This is a genomic window from Nostoc sp. (genome assembly GCF_036917315.1).
Classification (GTDB): domain Bacteria; phylum Cyanobacteriota; class Cyanobacteriia; order Cyanobacteriales; family Nostocaceae; genus Nostoc.
This window is the reverse complement of sequence record NZ_JBALDR010000014.1, coordinates 1-18,465: the sequence shown is the minus strand read 5'-3', so window position 1 is coordinate 18,465 and position 18,465 is coordinate 1. Positions and strand designations below refer to the sequence as shown.

The following is an 18,465-nucleotide window of genomic DNA, read 5'->3' as shown; positions in this document are numbered from 1 at the left end:
TAGATGGGAGCGTCGAAAGGTTTATTTTGACGCATTTATTGACCTCGCTACTATCCACATCTGGATTCACAAAATATTATTAGTGGGATAGGTTCCTAAAACAATGTCTTCTTTGGGGACACCGAGTTCAACTAACTGGTTTGCAATCCCAACCTCAGTACCATATTGTTGAATCCAAATTTTGCCATCAATGATGTCTAGGTGAAGGACAGTGCCATACAGTCGCTTTGAGCCGCGCCAACCAACGTACACTAGTTGGTTGTGATCGCGTTCCGTATCGAAAATAGTTTGGGCTTGGATGCGATCGTCCCACACGAGTTTGGCGCGTTCTGTTAGCAGGTTTTGGATGTGTTGTCGGTATTCGTTGACGGTAGCCATTGTTGAATTACCTCCTTATCAATATTGTAAATCAACAGGAAAAACTGATTTTACCGAATCAATTACCTAATTCTTACTTTCCTTTTAAGGCTCTTTGGCGATTACCTGGTAAAAATCCAAATACTTTTGATAGTATCGGTGGCAATAGTGGTCTGACTAAGGTTGGTAAATTATTCATAATTGCTTCTGTCAATTTATTTAGAATACCCAAGGTTTCCTCAACCCAAGTAGGCTGTCTTTGAGTAATTTCCATATTTACCAAAAAAAACTTTTCTTCTAAATTTCCTCTTTCTTCATGATAGTAATTAAAATCATTGTTACTTAACTTTCCTGCATTGTGCCAATTAGAAACATCATTTCCTAATTTCTCAGTGATAGAATAAATCTTAGCGTGGTGTTCTGAATTTTCTAAATCTTCAGGAGAGTATCTATGAATTTCAAAAATCCAGAATCCTTGTTTTTGGTGTATCTTAGACTTAAGTAAATCGATTTGGTTAAAAGCTCTTTTGAAAACAGCTTGAATTATTTTCGTACTCATAAATAGCTAGGATATTGAATAAATTATCTCAACAGTACACTTAAAGGAAAGAGTAGATAAGTGTTATATTTATTGTTTTGACACATATCCAATTATTTTCCCATTGGAAAATTGCTGAGTTGATTTATACATTCACTAAATAAAACTACTTAATCTATCGCACTAGCTTTGCTCAAGCTAGGATGTGAAATAAGAAGAGCGTGAAAAAAGCGATCGCTAACCCATCCTCTAAGAATTACCTGAGAATGATTGCAATGGTTACACAGCTACCATCTTCCACCCAAAAAGGCATTATTTACCCTGACAGCGATGGACAACCAATGGCAGACAACACTAAGCAGTTTGAATTAATTGTCTGGATTAAAAATAATTTAGAACTGCTGTTTGGCAATGACCCAAATGTGTTTGTCGCTGGAGATTTGTTGTGGTATTCGGTGGAAGATGATAACAAGCTCCGCCAAGCTCCTGATGTGATGGTAGTATTTGGTAGATCAAAAGGATACCGAGGTTCTTATCAACAGTGGCTTGAAGACAACATTCCCCCGCAGGTGGTATTTGAAATTTGGTCGCCTGGAAACCGGATCTCTAAAATGGCGAAAAAATTAGAGTTTTATGAGCGCTACGGTGTGGAAGAATATTATTTGTATGAACCTGATGTGGTTGACTTGACAGGCTGGCAGCGTCGAAACTCAAGATTAGAAGTGATTGACCAAATGGTTGGTTGGGTCAGCCCTCGATTGGGGGTGCGTTTCGAGTTGACTGAGGAAGAACTGCAAATTTATCGTCCTGATGGCGATCGCTTTCTGACCTTTTTAGAACTAGATCGACAACGACAGCAAGAAAGACAACGAGCAGAGCAAGCTGAGGCGCAGTTAGAAGCTCTCCGTGCTTTACTACAAGAACGAGGAATTAATCCAGACCAATTGTGACCGAATTTAATTTACAAGTCTCAGAAAATAGCGATCGCCTTAAACAACAGGTTTACTAATTCGCAGTCCCATGATCACTAAGTCCCGTTCAACGCTGTCAAGTTCAGCAATGTTAGGTAAATGTCCCCAGCGCTGAAAACCAAACGTTTCAAAGAGTTTTAAACTAGGTTGATTGTGGGCAAAAATGAAGCAGACTAGGCTCTTTAGACCCAAACTAGAACTTTCGCTAATTGCTTGTGCTAAGAGTTGCCGTCCCAAACCACACCGATGAAAGCTAGGGGCTATATAAATACTAATTTCGGCAGTCTTACTATAGGCGGGCCGTCCATAAAAGGATTGGAAACTAAGCCATCCAGCGATTACTCCATCTACTTCAATTACCCAAAGTGGGCGTTGCGAAGGCGATCGCCCCTTAAACCAAGCAAGGCGACTTTCCACTGATACTGGTTCTAAGTCAGCAGTTGCCATGCGGCTGGGAATTGCAGTGTTGTAAATTGCCACAATTGCAGGCAAGTCAGTTTCAGTCGCATGGCGAATAGTCATTGATATCGTCTCGGAAAAAATCTTTAGAAAATATTCAAAAATAATACAGTGTTAAGAGTATCAATTCTACAGCTTTTATCGTAATTGTCACAGATACTTTGCCAGCTAGGACCTTGTACCTTACTCATTAGATAATGGGTAACTCTACTAGCAAGTATGCAATGCGCCACTACGAAAGACATTAGGGTTGCTAGAAATAGAGAAATATTCCAACAAACTATCTGTTGTATTTTTGGTAACAAATAAATTTTATAACTCCTTAGTTGGAAATTCTAAGTTTTTATTCCTAATGCCCCATTCCATATTCATTCTAGAGAAATAGATAATTTTGTCATGTCAGTAAACAAAACTCTTTTATCTGAGCATTTATATACTCCTTTTGTCAGATTAGTATAATAGAAATTTTTAACTCAGCGAATATAAATATTTTAACCATGTTTTTGTTTGAAAATCAGATAATAAAACTTCAAATCCTTTAGTAGGAAAGCTTAGAAGTTATTATATTATTACTGCATACACCTATATTTAAGATTGTATACAACAATAAATTATATATATTTTGTAGCCATATTTATAAAAAATTACTCTAGGTTTGTATTAATACGTACAAATTGCAGATATAGCTAAAGATAGAGGTCGTCACTATATTTTTTTATTTAAACTTAATCTAAAAGAAGTTTATATAGATTAGTTGTTAGCCAAAATTATGTCTATTCATTGTTTTAATAATAAATTAAGTGTAAAACAAGATAGGAATATTCCAAATATTGTTGAGATTGCGCTTTTTATAGATCAAATCAAAAGTAGTATTTGGCTATTTGGTATTCCATCTTGGCTTTTCGGAATAACCGATAGAAGCATAGCTGCATTGGTCGATGGTTATTTATCTCCTATAGAAATATTTCAACTATTTACAGCCTTTTTCTTTTTTGTAAGTTGGCTATATCTCAAGCCGGAAGAAAGCTTTAATAGCAATGATTTAGAACCCGGCCAATATCAGGAATATCTCGATCGTACTCAAGCTAATAAGCTTCAATTAAAAAAGCTGCATATGATTAGTCAGGAGTATATTTTACCATTCCCTTATATTTGCCAAATATATCATCTCTTGAACTTAAAACATTTGGAAACAATTCATAGGTTTAGCCTTAATAATCTTAAAATTCTTAGTATTAGCCAGTTTCAACCTACAAACGTCGGTGGTAGAATCACATTTCAAACGATATTAGATTCACCGGCTAACCCTCTAAGAATTTGGCGACAACCGATTGTGGAAGTGGATTTAATATTACATACTCCCTATGCTGTTGAACTGAGTATTCCAGTCTACAATAACAAAAGGATAATTGTTATATTTCATGCTTTCCCTTTAAATGACTCAGAACATCAGTTGTTTATAGATATTTATAGTGACCTAGAGTGGCCAAAACCATTATTACAAATAATATTGCATTTTGCTTCTTGTTTGACGCTCTTTGAAGATTTGCCATATCTAAGAGCTTTAGCTGACAAAAACATAGAGCGTTTATTCAATTTAAGTAGGACTTCAAATCACGAGAGTGCGTTGCTGTTTAAAAGGTTTGTTGAGCTATATGGTTCGAGTGGAGAAAAAACTAAATTACTTGAGTGAAGCAAAGAGGTTAGGAGACGCGATTAATCGCGTCTGTACTTACTGGAGTTAGAAGTTTTAATCTAACTCCTAACTTTATTTAGTTAAGCGCGTGCTAGTAAGGGAGCAGCAGCTAGTAAGGTTTTGGTATAAGGGTGCTGAGGATTGGCAAAAATCTTTTTTGTAAGACCGAGTTCGACAATTTTACCGCCATTCATCACGGCAATACGATCGCACAAAAACCGAGCTAACCAAAGATCGTGAGTGATGAATAGATAAGTTAACTCAAACTCTTCTTTTAATTGCAACATTAAATCCAGTACTTGCGACTGCACGCTAGCATCTAGCATACTCACAGGTTCATCGCAGATTAAAAGTTTAGGGTGAGTAATCAAAGCACGAGCGATCGCTACTCGTTGCTGTTGTCCACCAGACAAATCCGAGGGATAACGCTCATAATACAATTCTGGCGGTGTTAACCCAACTTTATTTAGCATCCATAAAACCTGTTCTTTTGCCTTGGCAGGATTGGCTAAATTGTGGATAAATAAGGGATCGGCAATACTTTGTCCCACTGTCATCGCTGGATTGAGACAAGCATGAGGATCTTGAAAGACCATTTGTATTTGTCGCCGTGAAGAACGAATTTCTTGACGCGACAGTTTAGTTAAATCTTGTCCTAAAAACTCAACTTTACCACTAGTAGGACGAATTAATTGCAATATTGTTCGTGATAGTGTGCTTTTACCACAACCTGATTCGCCGACTAAGCCGAGAATTTCTCCTGAATAAAGATCCAGGTTGATCCCATCTACTGCTTTAATTGTCTGCGTTTGTGTATTAAACAGTCGTTCGATAAAGTTAGGTTCTATGGTGTAGTGTTGCTTGAGTTCTGTGACACTCAAAATTGGGGATTGCTGATTAATAATCGGTAATTGCTTTTCTTCGTCATTGGCAATTATCAATTCTCCACTATCAGTTACTGCTTGAATGTGTAAAGCTGCTTTTAGGAGCGATCGCGTGTATTCATGTTGAGGTTGTCTAAATACGGTTTCTGTAGCACCCATTTCGACCATTTTGCCGTTGTACATCACGCCAATGCGATCGCAATACTCAGCCACCATTGCTAAATCGTGAGAAATCAGCAACAATCCCATGTTTTCTTCACCGCACAGGCGAGTTAATTCTTGCAATATCTGCGCGGAAACGGTGACATCTAAACTGGTGGTGGGTTCGTCAGCAACAATAAACTTGGGGTTGAGGAGTAAAGCTAAAGCGATCGCTACCCGTTGTCGCATTCCACCGCTAAACTCATGGGGATACTGGTTCCAGCGACTAGTGGGAATATTTACCTTTGCTAAAGTAGCAAGTGCTTTTTCTTTAGCTTCTCGCGTTGATAATTGTGGTGAGTGCGCCTGGAGGGTTTCGATACAATGCTTACCAATCGTCATCAGCGGATCGAGGCGTGTCATGGGATCTTGAAAAACTAAGGCGATCGCTTCTCCCCGAAATTTCCGCAGCTGGTTAGGTGTCAAGTCAAACACTGACTGTCCTTGAAAGATCGCCCGTCCCTCAATACGACTAGAGGCTGGTAGTAAACGCATTACTGCCCGTCCAATAGTTGATTTACCACAACCTGACTCTCCCACCAATCCCATTCTTTCACCTGGTTTCAAGGTGAAAGATACATCATCAACCGCCCAGCTTGCTTCTTCTCCACTCCGTTGAGGATAGGCAACTCGCAGATTTTCGATACAGAATAAGGCTTCAATCATAATTAGTTATCAGCCCTGAGCTACCAATTTTTATAATTTCAAATTTAGGATAGTCTATCAAATTAAGTATTAGACCTGTTTTATAAAACTTGCCTAAACTTAGCCAAACTTGATTTAGTGTACCCGTAGCATCGCGATAAATCTCCAGTCTTAGCAATTGGAGACAGCTATCGATATTCTTGATAACCACTGCTAAAGTTGATACAGCACACAACTATGATGTTATGAGTGCAAAATTTAAATCTGTAGGAACTAGAATCAAAATTAAGTCAGTAAATCAGGATTTTCAAGTTAATATTATGGAGCAAAATCAGCCAGAACAGCGCCGCGCTGCCGATCGAGTGTTTCAAGAATCCCTCGAACAGTTGGAGGATGTCTTACAAGAAAATTCGACTGAGGAAGAAGAGTTGCCTCAACTCCATACTGGTACTTTCACTGAAGTCGAACTCGACCAAGACTTGATAGATATTGATTTAGCAGCTCTTGAGGACGCAGTTGCTGATATTGAAAAATATCTCGAAGAAATAACAAAAACCCAATTGGGGTAAAAAGTTAAAATTCATTACTGACAAATCAATTGCCGTTGAGCTTCGTACAACATTAAAGCGGCTGCGATCGCCACATTCAAGGATTCCACTCCAGGACTCAAAGGAATTCTGACTTGGTGATCTGCGATCGCTGCTAAATCTGCTGACAATCCAGCACCTTCATTTCCCAGTAAAATCATACTGGGTTTTCGCCAGTCCACTTCCCAATAAGTTAAAGTCGCATCGGGTAAGGTTGCCACTATCTGCATTCCTGCCTGCTGACTTTGTTGGACTGTTGCTTTTAAATCTTCGGTTACGGCTGTTGCGAGGCGAAACCATTGCCCTGCGGAAGCACGTAGAACTTTAGGACTATCTAAGTCTACACTATCTCCACTGATCCACAGCCCTGATGCTCCAGCGGCGGCGGCAGTGCGAATCATCGTACCCAGGTTCCCAGGATCTTGTATCGTTTCTAAAGCTAGCACTAAACCAGTCAATGGTAGTTGAGTTTGGCGTTCGCTTCGTTTTGCCGTTGCTACCACACCATCCGGTTGGACTGTGGTCGCGATCGCATCCAAGACTTCTCTACTGACAATTTCGGCGCGATCGCATCGGCTACAAGCCTCTTCCCACAGCCAAGGATGGGCTACTTGCCAATCTGGGGTACAACACACTGTTTCTAGTGGGTAATTGACCGCACAAGCTTCTTCTAACAAGTGCGTCCCTTCTAGTAAAAATAACTGTTGCTTATGCCTCTCCTTGGTGGAGTGCAGCTTGCGAATTTGTTTGACTAGGGAATTCTGTAAACTGGTCAACATCAAAAAGTTAAGAGTTAGAAATTAATAGTTAGGAGTTAATTTAGTTGTTTTTCAACTCATAACTCTTAACTCCTAACTTAGATAGTATGCGGAACCCGGGACTTGAACCCGGAAGCCTTGCGGCACTAGAACCTGAATCTAGCGCGTCTGCCATTCCGCCAGTTCCGCTGGCATTTGTGCTTATCGACAATTTCTTATTATTGCGTTATGTTCTACCTTTGTCAAGTAAAAGCATAATGCCTACTTAAAAGTTTCTAACTGGAAACGAGTTTTTCAGGTACAAGGTCAAATCAAAATATTAACTTGACAGTACAGCATTGATTTTTAGAGAATACTTAAGTTATTTTACTGAGTATTTAATTTTGCTTAAAACTACTGTTTATTGATTCTTTTTTGAAAATCTTTTAAAATCTCAAAAAGCCTGCTATTGCTTGTTTACAGCCTGCATTTTCACTCAAAAATCAATTTTTTTATACCAAACAGTGCTTTAAAACGTGGACATTTTGAATCTTTACTGTAGAATCAAAACCAACTTCAAACATATAAAATACGTATTACTTTTGGAGGTAGGCTTATTAATCCTTCTACCATTTTACCAGATGCCAAAATTACTCCAGAAGCAGACTCCTCAGTCTTGCAAATTTGGGGTGGGCATCCTTTGCGGGGTCATGTGAAAATTAGCGGGGCAAAAAATTCAGCACTGGTAATCATGGCTGGAGCCTTGCTGTGTCCGGGGGATTGTCGTATCCGTAATGTCCCTTTGTTAGCGGACGTAGAGCGGATGGGTCAGGTGTTATCAGCTTTGGGTGTACAATTAACCCGACAAGGCGACATTTTAGACATCAACGCTAGCGAGATTAAAACATCAAAAGCTCCCTACGAATTAGTTACCCAGTTGAGAGCGAGTTTTTTCGCCATTGGAGCCATTTTGGCAAGACTGGGAGTAGCACAGATGCCCTTACCAGGCGGTTGTGCGATCGGGGCAAGACCAGTTGACTTGCATGTTCGAGGACTGCAAGCAATGGGAGCGGAAGTACAAATTGAGCATGGCATTTGTAATGCCTACGTCCCTGGCAGCAGCCGGAGATTAAAAGGTGCGAAGATTTACTTAGACATTGCCAGTGTTGGAGCGACGGAAAATTTGATGATGGCGGCTACCCTAGCAGAGGGTGAAACGATCATCGAAAATGCTGCCAGAGAACCGGAAGTGGTCGATCTAGCTAACTTCTGTAACGCGATGGGAGCGAAGATTAAGGGCGCGGGGACTAGCAGGATTATTATCGAAGGAGTCCCCAAGTTGCATTCTGTTGACTACAGCATTATTCCCGATCGCATTGAGGCCGGGACGTTTTTGCTGGCAGCAGCAATTACCCGCTCAGAACTTATTCTCTCGCCAGTCGCTCCAGAACATCTCATCCCAGTAATTGCCAAGCTGCGGGATATTGGAGTGACAATAATTGATGAAAAGCCTGACCACTTGCACATTCTGCCAGCGGAAAGCCTTAAGGCAACGGATATTGAAACTCAATACCATCCAGGTTTTCCCACAGATATGCAAGCGCCATTCATGGCTTTGCTGTCAGTGGCAGAAGGCGACAGCGTAATTAACGAATCCGTCTTTGAAAATCGCTTGCGTCATGCCTCTGAGTTGAATCGTTTGGGGGCAGATATTCGTGTCAAAGGCAATGCTGCTTTCGTTCGGGGAGTACCAAAATTATCTGGCGCACCAGTATTAGGTACAGACTTACGAGCATCGGCAGCGTTAGTCATCGCCGGACTAGCAGCAGAAGGACAAACCACAATTCAAGGTTTACAGCACCTCGATCGCGGCTACGATCGACTTGATATGAAGTTGCAGCAATTGGGGGCTAAAATCCTCCGCGTGGGCGAAACACCAACAGATGCAGAAATCGCTCCCAGCATCAGTAGCCTGTCAAGTTGAAATCGATCGGTTGAGACCGACGCAAAGGATAAGAAGAATAAAGCAGACAAGGCAAAATTTTCTCCCTTGTCTGCCTTTATCTCTCCCATCTATACCTTGCGATCTGCTGAATTCTCCTGATTGATAGAGGCTTTTAAGCTTTGTGCATATCTTTTTTTGATGAATATTCTAGAAAAATCTGTGTTGGCTGTTACAATATTGTTAAGAAAAGTTGCCCGTTGCATTTTGGGAACGCGTAATTGGGTTTTAACTCTCTTGAGAAGACAACGCAAAAACATTTTTTAGACCAGCTGTGGGAGGCTGGTCTTTTTATATTTAGAGTCCTCACAAATTATACTTATCACTTTGGGTATAATACTCATGCTGTTTTATTAATTACTTTTATTGGTTTGTAATGCATTCTTAAATCGGTAGCATCAGAGTAGATTTATTGCAGTTGCCAGCCACCTTAAACTTCAGATTAGCGGACGGAAGTCGTTGGTAAGGTCATTGAATAAAAACCGATGTCTAGGATGGTCACTGAGCTTGTCGTACCCGTCCGGGGAAGCAAGCTACGCGCAGCGTCTCCAAGAGTTGTGCGGGCTACGCCTACGCCTGACAGAAAACCTCAAAAACAAAGCGATTACCTGTTGGGGAAGAGTGTGCGATCGCAACAGTTATTCTGATAAACAAGCAGATATCAAACCTATCTACGTTTATTTGTAAAATAAAGAAATGCAGTCTAGACAATACCTACCAGCAGACCCAATGTTAAAGCTAGCTTACGTATAAACTCAGAAGTCAATAGTTATCATTGAGAAAACGCATCTTCTTTTACTCCGTTCTCCCAGCACTATGAGATAAAAAAATTCGATGCCTTAATTAAGTGCATATCGAGCTTCCATATAATAGTTGAAGAAGTGCAACAAAATTAAACATCAAATCAAATCCCTCTTCCCACAACCCTTACTTTGGCTTGACAAACAAGATAAATTGGGTCTAGTTGGCATCTGCGCGGTTGAATTCAATATTTTCACGAACGGAGAACACGAAATCTATGACCAGACTAGAAACCCGCACTGAACCGATGGTGCTAAACATGGGGCCACACCACCCTTCAATGCACGGGGTTCTGCGGCTAATCATGACTTTGGATGGTGAGGATGTCGTTGACTGTGAACCAGTCATCGGCTATTTGCACCGGGGAATGGAAAAAATTGCTGAGAACCGCACTAATGTAATGTACGTTCCTTACGTTAGTCGTTGGGACTACGCGGCGGGAATGTTCAACGAAGCTGTAACCGTCAACGCCCCAGAAAAGCTTGCAGGTGTCGCTGTTCCCAAACGCGCTAGCTACATCCGCGTCATCATGCTGGAGTTGAACCGCATCGCTAACCACTTGCTATGGTTTGGCCCCTTCCTAGCTGACGTAGGCGCACAAACTCCCTTCTTCTACCAGTTCCGGGAACGGGAGATGATTTATGATTTGTGGGAAGCTGCTACAGGTTATCGGATGGTGAATAACAATTACTTCCGTGTTGGTGGAGTAGCAGCCGATTTACCTTACGGTTGGGTAGATAAGTGTCTGGAATTCTGCGAATACCTATTGCCCAAAATTGATGAGTACGAACGCTTAGTAACCGATAACCCTATCTTCCGGCGACGTGTTGAGGGTATTGGGACTATCACCCGTGAAGAAGCAATTAACTGGGGACTTTCTGGCCCAATGTTACGCGCTTCTGGCGTGCAATGGGATTTGCGGAAAGTTGACCATTACGAATGCTACGACGATTTCGACTGGGATGTGCAGTGGGAAACAGCCGGTGATTGCTTTGCCCGTTATGTGGTGCGGATGCGGGAAATGCGCGAATCTGTGAAGATTATTCGTCAAGCAATTAAAGGACTTCCTGGCGGCCCTTACGAAAATCTGGAAGCGAAGCGTTTAGCCGCAGGTAAAAAATCCGAGTGGGACGCATTTGATTACCAATTCATCGGTAAAAAGGTTTCGCCCACTTTTAAGATTCCCAAGGGTGAAATCTATGCCCGTGTCGAAAGTGGCAAAGGTGAATTGGGAATTTATTTGGTTGGCGATGATAACGTCTTCCCTGCACGTTGGAAGATTCGCGCAGCAGATTTCAACAATCTCCAAATTGTTCCACATTTACTGCGCGGGATGAAGGTTGCAGATATTGTGGTGATTCTCGGTAGTGTTGACGTAATTATGGGGTCTGTGGATAGGTAGAGTAAATATCTATCTCAGTAATTTTTAGAGCAGTTGTATTACAGTGCAACTGCTCTATTTTTTTGATTCTTCAGTACTTATAGCAGTTGCTAGGTAGATTAGGACATAATGACAAGCGTAAATGTCAGGAATAGCAAGGTTTTTACTTCCTGCCTTCTGCCTTCTGCCTCCTGCCTCCTGCTATAACTGTGTCACTAATCGCTCAAACGCGCTTACCAAACGAATATACATTGCTGAATATCTGCAAACCTGTCGTTTTAGTCTATTGAAAGTTAGACAGTTGGTTCCTGGTATTTGACCCCTCGTTTTTGATGACGGTCATTAGCAACGATAGGATAAACAATGCTGCGTAACCGATTAATCGCACCGACGGGACGATGCACTGCTAGACCATTCCCAGGAGAAAAACTGAGATTTTCTCCAAAGTCATTATCTTTAGCAGAATTAACTTTCTGATGCTTAACTGTTAGGCGACCAACTGTAATGAAGGGTGATTCCTTTTCATTCCAAACAATAGTGGTATCATCAATGGACATTTCTGGGCTAGTTTGGAATTGAATTTGAAAGTCCCAACAATATTCAGCATCAGGCTTTGCTAAAGCTTGAATGATATCCTCTCGGTAATAGTTGTCCTCTAAACCGGAGGCTTTGGCACGCTGAAGCTCACTTTCTGGTCTAGATTCGAGAGGAAGTTGTTGATGAGGTGGTTGACTGGAAACTGGAGTAAATGCATATTTAATCACAACCGGATATTCCACAGGAACTCTACCTGACTGGGATGGGTCAAAATCAGATTTGAGTCCCAAAGAATACGCTGAAGCACTCCAATAGCGTTCTGTGAGCAAACTCTTGGGAAAACGTTTGAAACTAGTTTTTAAAAGAGTGGATTCGTAGGGATGCAACTTTAGCCAAAAAAGCACCAACAGCTTAAAAAGCGGAAACAGCCCTGCTCGATAAACCGCCATAAAAAAGCTGTGGAAGTCTTTGATGGTTCTAACAAAAAAGAATTCGGTATTGTGGACAATAATATCTTGGGTTTTTAACTCGTGACTCTGCGGTAGTCTTTCTCCTTCTACGCCGATCGCTTTTACGGACATGGAGCGCGTATCACCTTCATAATCATTCTTGACTGAAAACGCACCATTTGCAAATCGTAGCCAAACCGGATATTGCTTGGGTTTGGCAAATAAACCTTGTTTTAGAGAAATGGCTTGAAATTGAGCTTCAGTTAATGAGGTGCGTTTGCTCAATTCCTGTTTAATTGCTGCTTCATCAAAGTCAAAGATTTCTAGAGTTCCTTGTACAGCAGCGTTGGTTTTAGAGTGGGTATCTCTCTTTGCAGTTTTTTTCTTCTCACCTCCGTAAAGATTTTCCATATTCTTTTTGACTAGCTCACTCATGAGAGCGCAATATTTAGCTTCGTCTTTTTCTGGGTATTCGGTAAATAGTTTCATTTTTTTGAAAGCAGAATTAATTAATAAATTGAGTTTGTTTCAAGCTGCGTAGGCGCAGCCCGTCGTAGACATCGCTTGCTTGTTTGCAGTATTATCCAGTCAGCTTCGAGTGACAGAGCCAGAAGAATATTATTAAGAGCGATCGCTCCACCATCCAAGACGCTACGCATAGCTTGCTTAATAGTAGGGGTAAAGCGATCGCACTAAAAGTCAATGTTTATTGAAGGTCAAAAGTAACTTTGTACTTTCTGCCTGATGGAGGAACGTTGCGATTAACTAAATCTGAGACTGTATTGGTATTTTGAATTATTTTCCAACCCACAGGAGAAAAAGTCTTTTCATTGAAAATATTGGGTGATAGTAAAGGATTCGTTAGTGCTTGAGAAAAAGCATCAATCCCAATCAAGCGTGCTACTAGAGAAGGAATAGTTGAATTTTTCCGCCCATCTTCGGCGTAAAGTCCCACAAAGAACTCAATATTATCAACATGACCATATAATTCTTTGAGTTTCTCTTGAACAAATTCATCACCGCTAATTTGCTCAAATCTCGTCACTCTGGGGAAACCACACAATTGGCGATAATCGTTGTAGCTTGCTAATTGCAGTTGCCGTCCTAGTTTAATCGCGGGTAACTCGGTTAACTCAACCAATATATCAGGCGTGTTGAATAAACCAATTTTTGTACCTGCTTGGGAACAAGTTTCCTCCATCAATGCTCCCAAACCTTGGTCGATGAACATCTTGTTGTTCCAGAGAGATGAAGCAATATGGGTCGGTTTCCCGTTATATTTAAAAGTTTCTGGAATCGCACTATGCCAGCGATAAACAAAGTCAAACTCAATTGCCATGTAATTAGGACGATGCCAACTTTCCTTAGTAAAAGCTTCAGGATCGGCAAACAACTTAAAGTGATAAGGGGTTATGTGGTTAATGTACTCCTCCATAATGATTTTGAGAATAATCGCCATGAGAATATTTCTCGCGGTTTGGAAGAGGCGTTCATCATCCCAATCTGGATAATTACTTGCTAATTCATCACAAAGACGATTATGCTCGCGGAAACATAGAGTATTGAGCATGACATAGCCAATTTGTACATTTGCTCGTTCTACTCCCATCGCAAACAGATATTGTTTTTTTTCTACGGGCTGTCTTTTTTCATCATTGACAGGTTCATAAAGACCCTCAAATTGAGCGTCAACTTTACCCTGCGCTGGATCGGCATAATAAAACAAGGGATATTCTTCTTCTACACCATCTTGGCGCTTAAGTTTTTGAGATTTGAGTTTACCTCCTTCAAAGCTTCTTAAAAGGTGTGTTTGTTTTCTGGTTAAACCATAAACATTACACAAATCAATTTCATGGTTGGAAGTATTTTTTAATTTATTGTAGTGATCGAGGCGGAGAAAACTATCAGTAAACCACTGCACCCAATAGGGAAACAGCATAGTTGATTTGGTAGAATAAATGGTTTTACCATCTCTTTTACGGAATAAGATAGCTAGGTCTTCAACTTTTGGTAAGTTGCCCTCAGCATTTAACTTGGGATCGGGTGGTAGATGTCTTCCTGTATAAGTGCGATCGTTGAGTGATTCCCAGGAAGTATAAGCATCATTTTTTTTAGGAATTTTAGTATCAGGAATATACTCATCTAGAGTCATCATACTGTAGGCATTAGGACGAGTCGGAATTTTGTAGATGAGACTATTGAGTAGAGTTTTGTTAACTTTACGTTTGATAGATTCGTTACTTTGTAGAAGTTTCCAAATCGGTTTAAAGTTGGTTAAAACTAATGTTTGAATTTTGTTACCTAACCCGTCTTTAGATGTATCTCTTTTCCCAGCCATAATTGTGTTTACTTTTTTTCAGTTTTGGATTCAATGCACCCTAAATTTATTTGCTGCGATTAGCCAAACTAATTCAACTTATTTCAGTTTGGAAATAATCTTTTCTAGATTTTTAGGTCGATAGTCCTTGCGACTTTTCAAACGGTAGATCGCACTTTCATGAAGGTCTTCAATGACATCGCTGACCTCACGAAACTTAATTCCTGCTAATTTAAAGAATCCAGCATCGTTCTTAAAATCACATTCATAATTAGGGTTGATGCCTGTCGGAATCACATTTGGATCTAAGTCAAGCCCTAATTCGAGTACACTGATGGAATCAATCATCCACTGTAAGGCAGCATCTGATAACCCACTGTGTTCTTCGGTTCCACCGCCAACGCAACCGTGTACACCTGGAAACCACTTTTGAATTACCCGCTGGTTTTCAGCATCAGGATGCTTTTTCATGGGAGTGACATCAAAGATTTCACGGATTTCATCAATCGCTATCGCGTGCAATGCATTCTGAACACATTTGTTTAAAGTAGTGTCATGGAATCTGTAACGCATATTAAGCTGTTTGCTTAACCTACTAAAAGCTGGTATCCCAGGAATACCAAGGGCACCAACGGTGTCAAAACAACCGAGCAAGGCGATCGGGACGCGATCGCCATAAGCTTGACGGTATTCTACTGCTACATTATCTTTGGGTTTAATATTTCGGTTACGGTAAAGCTCGTAGGCTTCATGGGCTTTAGTAACATGGGGGCGATCTAGAAGACCAGAGCAATAGATCATGCCGGCTAAACTTCTAACTGTGTAAGCACCACGACTAAAGCCGAACAAATAGATTTCGTCACCAGAAACATAATTGAGGCTAAGAAATCGGTAGCAATCTTCTATATTTCTATCGATTCCTATTCCGGTAGCTCCGCCTAAAACCTTTTGACCCTCGGTTCCAATGCCTTCGTCATAAAAGACGATTTGTGTAACGCCGTCACTGGCAATCGATTTCACAGATTGAGCTAGCTTTACCACATTGCTTGGATAACGACTGGTTAACTGTTGCCAAGTTCCATCACAGCAAATCACAAGACGTTTCATAGTTCTATTTCAAAGGCTTTGAATAATTACTTAAACTTTTATCAAAGTGTAAATTCGCCATTTATTTAGAACAAAAGGCGTTTTATATATCAACTCAGAAATGTTCATGTTTTATAAATCCTTTAGCGAAATATCCTCCCACTTTTCTAATTAAAATGCAAGGACAGTTAAGACAGTTAAACAGGAAATTAATTAAATAAATAAATAAATATTAAGTGGGAGCATCCCAAATGTGCAAGTTTATCTTTATAGGGTATTTGGACTTAGGCGGAGAATGAAATAACGAACCGCAATCGCGCAGCGTCTCGTTAGAGAAGGACGCAAAGAACGCAAAGGAAAGAGGTTTCTAGAGAGTTTTTGCACCAGTCCTGTGTCTTTTTGCAAAATTGGGATGCTCCCTATTAAGTAGCCATCCGCACAGCAAAATTATCAATAGCTAAAAATAATTAATTGAATTTTGTTTTTTAAAATGAAATCATCTAAGTGCATTAAAGTAAAAAATATTGACCCTTTACTAACGACCTTTTTCTATGACACCTTCGACAAACCAGGTTTATCCGGTTATTTGGCACAATAACTCAGTCTCACTAATCGATCAAACCCGCTTACCCAACGAATATACATTTGTGGAAATTCACCGCAGTGAAGATATGGCGCGGGCGATTAAAACTATGATTGTGCGAGGTGCGCCTGCAATCGGAGTGGCTGCGGCTTATGGAATGTATCTTGGTGCAAGGGAAATTAAAACAAGCGATCGCACCGAATTTTTGCAACACTTAGATAAAGTAGCCCAGTTGTTGCGTTCTACTCGTCCGACGGCGGTAAATTTATTTTGGGCAATTAGCCGGATGCTGAAAGCCGCCTACGAAACGCTGGGAACGGTAGAAGACATTAAGCAAACCCTTTTCCAAACAGCTCAAGCAATCAATGTTGAAGATTTGCAAACCTGTCAAGCGATTGGCGATCATGGTTTGGCTGTTTTACCGTCTACCCCAGGAAAGCTGAGGCTACTTACTCACTGTAACGCTGGGGCATTAGCTACAGCTGGTTATGGCACTGCTTTAGGTGTGGTGCGTTCTGCGTGGAGGGAAGGACGTTTAGAACGTTTATTTGCCGATGAAACCCGTCCCCGTTTGCAAGGTGCAAAACTCACCACTTGGGAATGTGTGCAAGAAGGTATTCCAGTTACATTAATTACTGATAATATGGCAGCCCATTGTATGAAACAGGGTTTGATTCATGCTGTAGTTGTGGGTGCCGATCGCATTGCTGCTAATGGTGACACTGCTAATAAAATTGGTACATATAGTGTTGCGATCGCAGCTAAAGCACATAATATCCCCTTCTTTGTCGCTGCACCCCTTTCTACTGTTGATTTTGAATTAGCTGATGGCAGCAAAATTCCTATTGAAGAACGCGAACCAACAGAAATATATCAAGTTGGCGATACTATTCTCACACCTGCGGGTGTAGATTTTTACAACCCAGCTTTTGATGTGACTCCAGCTGAGTTGATTACAGCCATCATTACAGAGAATGGAGCGATCGCACCTCATAAATTAGCGAAATCACAGTTAAAGCAATTACCGATTGGGTTAAATCCGAATTAATGCAGAACTTGCGCCGAGTTCTCGATAACTCTAAATCCAAATAACGGAAACTTTATAGGGCAATACGGTTCAGTTAAGGGCTATTGGCAACAATATTTTGGTTTTCAAGACGCGATAAATCGCCGTCTCTACAAGTGTTTTGGGCTTATCTGAACCGTATTGACCTATAGCCAACATCAAAGCCCATTGGGAGGTATCAATGGGCTTTGATGTTGGCTATTCTAGATGAAGGATTGGTAAGGCTTATGGAGAAGTTTTCGAGCTACTGGTTGCAGCCGCACTTGTTGCCTCTGTCAGGTGGTACTCTTCTGGGAAAATAACCAACCTCAACCTGATTAAAGTTCTGTTGAGTTTTGTCAAAGTTTCTACCTTGGACATTCGTTCTCGATTCGGCTCCAACTTTATGCGGGTTCACAAAGTCAAACAGAGTCAGTGTTGACAGTACACAAATCGTAATCGTGGCAATAGTATTATGAATTTTCATTCTAAAACACCTATTTGTAGGTACATAAACTTAATACCACAGTTCTGCGCCTATAATTTATTAAAGTTTTCGACTAAGATGCTGTGACGGGTTATTTTATTTCGTAGCTTGTCTTGCAAGCTATAACAATTTCATGTAGTAACAGGTTTTTGATTTTACTGCGTCTCCCGCGTTCGATGTGGTGACGTTAGTGCTTCTGACTGACGTTAAAAAGTTCTTGGCTGGAGAGCGGCATCGTTGCTTTTAAACGGCTTCATTTTCTTACTATGCAACTTAAGCGCCGATTAGCTTAACTGAACCGTATTGTTTTATAAAAGCCGGGGACTTTTTTTGACTAGTTCGGTTAAGGCAAGAGACGCGATAAATCGCCGTCTCTACAAGAATCAGTCCTTTGTAGAGACGGCGATTTATCGCGTCTTTGGGATTAGCGGCGTGTCATCAAAAAACCTTATTCGATCCGTATTGAAATCTAACGGATCAAAATTTCTCAGTAATTTTTTCAATAATTTTATCTAAATTTCATATTTGGACTAAATTCAATAAGCAAAATCCGCAATTACTTTCTCAAAATAAGCTTTGACTTTCTCAAACCCCAGTTTGCTTTCTGATTTTGGTGTTTTCCGCAAGTAAAAGAAGCTTTGACTTTCTCAAAATGCCATTTGACTTACTCATTTTGGTGTTTTCCGCAAGTAAAAGAAGCTT

At 40.6% G+C, this 18,465-nt stretch carries 17 protein-coding genes and 1 tRNA gene; 7 read left to right on the top strand and 11 right to left on the bottom strand.

Annotation, left to right across the window (positions count from 1 at the left end; all coding sequences use genetic code 11):
* Positions 1 to 66: 66 nt before the first annotated feature.
* Together V7K84_RS08950 and V7K84_RS08945 are read right to left on the bottom strand one after the other, a co-directional pair.
* The gene (locus V7K84_RS08950) at positions 67 to 378 is read right to left on the bottom strand and encodes a XisI protein (protein ID WP_334837444.1); all 312 of its coding nucleotides are present in this window, start codon (positions 376 to 378) and stop codon (positions 67 to 69) included.
* A gap of 73 nt (positions 379 to 451) precedes the next feature.
* Complete coding sequence (locus tag V7K84_RS08945; protein WP_334837443.1) at positions 452 to 916, bottom strand: hypothetical protein; 465 nt, start codon at positions 914 to 916, stop codon at positions 452 to 454.
* 254 nt (positions 917 to 1,170) lie between these two features.
* Here V7K84_RS08945 and V7K84_RS08940 point away from each other — a divergent pair, with 254 nt between their 5' ends.
* The gene (locus V7K84_RS08940; RefSeq protein WP_334837442.1) at positions 1,171 to 1,845 is read left to right on the top strand and encodes a Uma2 family endonuclease; all 675 of its coding nucleotides are present in this window, start codon (positions 1,171 to 1,173) and stop codon (positions 1,843 to 1,845) included.
* Between the two features lie 39 nt (positions 1,846 to 1,884).
* On the opposite strand, the gene V7K84_RS08935 is transcribed toward V7K84_RS08940, so the two are convergent.
* Positions 1,885 to 2,388 (bottom strand): GNAT family N-acetyltransferase, encoded by a 504-nt coding sequence (locus V7K84_RS08935; protein WP_334837441.1) that lies wholly within the window; start codon positions 2,386 to 2,388, stop codon positions 1,885 to 1,887.
* Between the two features lie 706 nt (positions 2,389 to 3,094).
* Between V7K84_RS08935 and V7K84_RS08930 the strand changes: the two genes are divergently transcribed.
* Positions 3,095 to 4,018: a hypothetical protein gene (locus tag V7K84_RS08930; RefSeq protein WP_334837440.1), complete on the top strand. Its 924-nt coding sequence runs from the start codon at positions 3,095 to 3,097 to the stop codon at positions 4,016 to 4,018.
* An 83-nt stretch (positions 4,019 to 4,101) separates the two neighbouring features.
* On the opposite strand, the gene V7K84_RS08925 is transcribed toward V7K84_RS08930, so the two are convergent.
* A complete protein-coding gene (locus V7K84_RS08925; RefSeq protein ID WP_334837439.1) occupies positions 4,102 to 5,772 on the bottom strand; it encodes an ABC transporter ATP-binding protein in 1,671 nt (556 codons plus the stop codon).
* A gap of 224 nt (positions 5,773 to 5,996) precedes the next feature.
* Here V7K84_RS08925 and V7K84_RS08920 point away from each other — a divergent pair, with 224 nt between their 5' ends.
* Positions 5,997 to 6,320, top strand: a complete 324-nt coding sequence (locus V7K84_RS08920; protein WP_334837438.1) for a hypothetical protein — start codon at positions 5,997 to 5,999, stop codon at positions 6,318 to 6,320.
* Between the two features lie 14 nt (positions 6,321 to 6,334).
* Here the strand turns inward: V7K84_RS08920 and V7K84_RS08915 are convergent, their stop codons facing one another.
* Positions 6,335 to 7,117, bottom strand: coding sequence for a TrmH family RNA methyltransferase (locus V7K84_RS08915; RefSeq protein WP_334837437.1), 783 nt, complete (start codon positions 7,115 to 7,117; stop codon positions 6,335 to 6,337).
* A gap of 87 nt (positions 7,118 to 7,204) precedes the next feature.
* Positions 7,205 to 7,285, bottom strand: a tRNA-Leu gene (locus V7K84_RS08910).
* Positions 7,286 to 7,691: 406 nt separating this feature from the next.
* Between V7K84_RS08910 and murA the strand changes: the two genes are divergently transcribed.
* The 3 genes from murA (at position 7,692) to V7K84_RS08895 (ending at position 11,280) form a co-directional block, all read left to right on the top strand.
* Positions 7,692 to 9,059 (top strand): UDP-N-acetylglucosamine 1-carboxyvinyltransferase, encoded by a 1,368-nt coding sequence (gene murA, locus V7K84_RS08905; protein WP_334837445.1) that lies wholly within the window; start codon positions 7,692 to 7,694, stop codon positions 9,057 to 9,059.
* A 525-nt stretch (positions 9,060 to 9,584) separates the two neighbouring features.
* A complete protein-coding gene (locus tag V7K84_RS08900; RefSeq protein WP_334837436.1) occupies positions 9,585 to 9,764 on the top strand; it encodes a hypothetical protein in 180 nt (59 codons plus the stop codon).
* A 331-nt stretch (positions 9,765 to 10,095) separates the two neighbouring features.
* A complete protein-coding gene (locus V7K84_RS08895) occupies positions 10,096 to 11,280 on the top strand; it encodes an NAD(P)H-quinone oxidoreductase subunit H (protein ID WP_094353398.1) in 1,185 nt (394 codons plus the stop codon).
* 272 nt (positions 11,281 to 11,552) lie between these two features.
* On the opposite strand, the gene V7K84_RS08890 is transcribed toward V7K84_RS08895, so the two are convergent.
* The 4 genes from V7K84_RS08890 to V7K84_RS08875 all read right to left on the bottom strand — a co-directional run bounded on the left by V7K84_RS08890 (position 11,553) and on the right by V7K84_RS08875 (position 15,669).
* Positions 11,553 to 12,734, bottom strand: coding sequence for a catalase (locus V7K84_RS08890; RefSeq protein ID WP_334837435.1), 1,182 nt, complete (start codon positions 12,732 to 12,734; stop codon positions 11,553 to 11,555).
* A gap of 20 nt (positions 12,735 to 12,754) precedes the next feature.
* On the bottom strand, positions 12,755 to 12,904 hold the full coding sequence (locus V7K84_RS08885) for a hypothetical protein (RefSeq protein ID WP_334837434.1): 150 nt from the start codon (positions 12,902 to 12,904) through the stop codon (positions 12,755 to 12,757).
* Positions 12,905 to 12,951: 47 nt separating this feature from the next.
* On the bottom strand, positions 12,952 to 14,583 hold the full coding sequence (locus tag V7K84_RS08880) for a peroxidase family protein (protein WP_334837433.1): 1,632 nt from the start codon (positions 14,581 to 14,583) through the stop codon (positions 12,952 to 12,954).
* A gap of 78 nt (positions 14,584 to 14,661) precedes the next feature.
* Positions 14,662 to 15,669: a DUF2235 domain-containing protein gene (locus V7K84_RS08875; RefSeq protein WP_334837432.1), complete on the bottom strand. Its 1,008-nt coding sequence runs from the start codon at positions 15,667 to 15,669 to the stop codon at positions 14,662 to 14,664.
* 530 nt (positions 15,670 to 16,199) lie between these two features.
* Here V7K84_RS08875 and mtnA point away from each other — a divergent pair.
* Complete coding sequence (gene mtnA, locus V7K84_RS08870) at positions 16,200 to 17,279, top strand: S-methyl-5-thioribose-1-phosphate isomerase (RefSeq protein ID WP_334837431.1); 1,080 nt, start codon at positions 16,200 to 16,202, stop codon at positions 17,277 to 17,279.
* A 262-nt stretch (positions 17,280 to 17,541) separates the two neighbouring features.
* Here the strand turns inward: mtnA and V7K84_RS08865 are convergent, their stop codons facing one another.
* Positions 17,542 to 17,763, bottom strand: a complete 222-nt coding sequence (locus V7K84_RS08865) for a hypothetical protein (RefSeq protein ID WP_334837430.1) — start codon at positions 17,761 to 17,763, stop codon at positions 17,542 to 17,544.
* Positions 17,764 to 18,465 lie beyond the last annotated feature (702 nt).

Excerpts from the sequence above, each read along its gene's own strand:
- V7K84_RS08950 (WP_334837444.1), bottom strand. The coding sequence starts at position 378 with ATGGCTACCGTCAACGAATACCGACAACACATCCAAAACCTGCTAACA.
- V7K84_RS08945 (WP_334837443.1), bottom strand. The coding sequence starts at position 916 with ATGAGTACGAAAATAATTCAAGCTGTTTTCAAAAGAGCTTTTAACCAA.
- V7K84_RS08940 (WP_334837442.1), top strand. The coding sequence starts at position 1,171 with ATGGTTACACAGCTACCATCTTCCACCCAAAAAGGCATTATTTACCCT.
- V7K84_RS08935 (WP_334837441.1), bottom strand. The coding sequence starts at position 2,388 with ATGACTATTCGCCATGCGACTGAAACTGACTTGCCTGCAATTGTGGCA.
- V7K84_RS08930 (WP_334837440.1), top strand. The coding sequence starts at position 3,095 with ATGTCTATTCATTGTTTTAATAATAAATTAAGTGTAAAACAAGATAGG.
- V7K84_RS08925 (WP_334837439.1), bottom strand. The coding sequence starts at position 5,772 with ATGATTGAAGCCTTATTCTGTATCGAAAATCTGCGAGTTGCCTATCCT.
- V7K84_RS08920 (WP_334837438.1), top strand. The coding sequence starts at position 5,997 with ATGAGTGCAAAATTTAAATCTGTAGGAACTAGAATCAAAATTAAGTCA.
- V7K84_RS08915 (WP_334837437.1), bottom strand. The coding sequence starts at position 7,117 with ATGTTGACCAGTTTACAGAATTCCCTAGTCAAACAAATTCGCAAGCTG.
- V7K84_RS08895 (WP_094353398.1), top strand. The coding sequence starts at position 10,096 with ATGACCAGACTAGAAACCCGCACTGAACCGATGGTGCTAAACATGGGG.
- V7K84_RS08890 (WP_334837435.1), bottom strand. The coding sequence starts at position 12,734 with ATGAAACTATTTACCGAATACCCAGAAAAAGACGAAGCTAAATATTGC.
- V7K84_RS08885 (WP_334837434.1), bottom strand. The coding sequence starts at position 12,904 with ATGCGTAGCGTCTTGGATGGTGGAGCGATCGCTCTTAATAATATTCTT.
- V7K84_RS08880 (WP_334837433.1), bottom strand. The coding sequence starts at position 14,583 with ATGGCTGGGAAAAGAGATACATCTAAAGACGGGTTAGGTAACAAAATT.
- V7K84_RS08875 (WP_334837432.1), bottom strand. The coding sequence starts at position 15,669 with ATGAAACGTCTTGTGATTTGCTGTGATGGAACTTGGCAACAGTTAACC.
- mtnA (WP_334837431.1), top strand. The coding sequence starts at position 16,200 with ATGACACCTTCGACAAACCAGGTTTATCCGGTTATTTGGCACAATAAC.
- V7K84_RS08865 (WP_334837430.1), bottom strand. The coding sequence starts at position 17,763 with ATGAAAATTCATAATACTATTGCCACGATTACGATTTGTGTACTGTCA.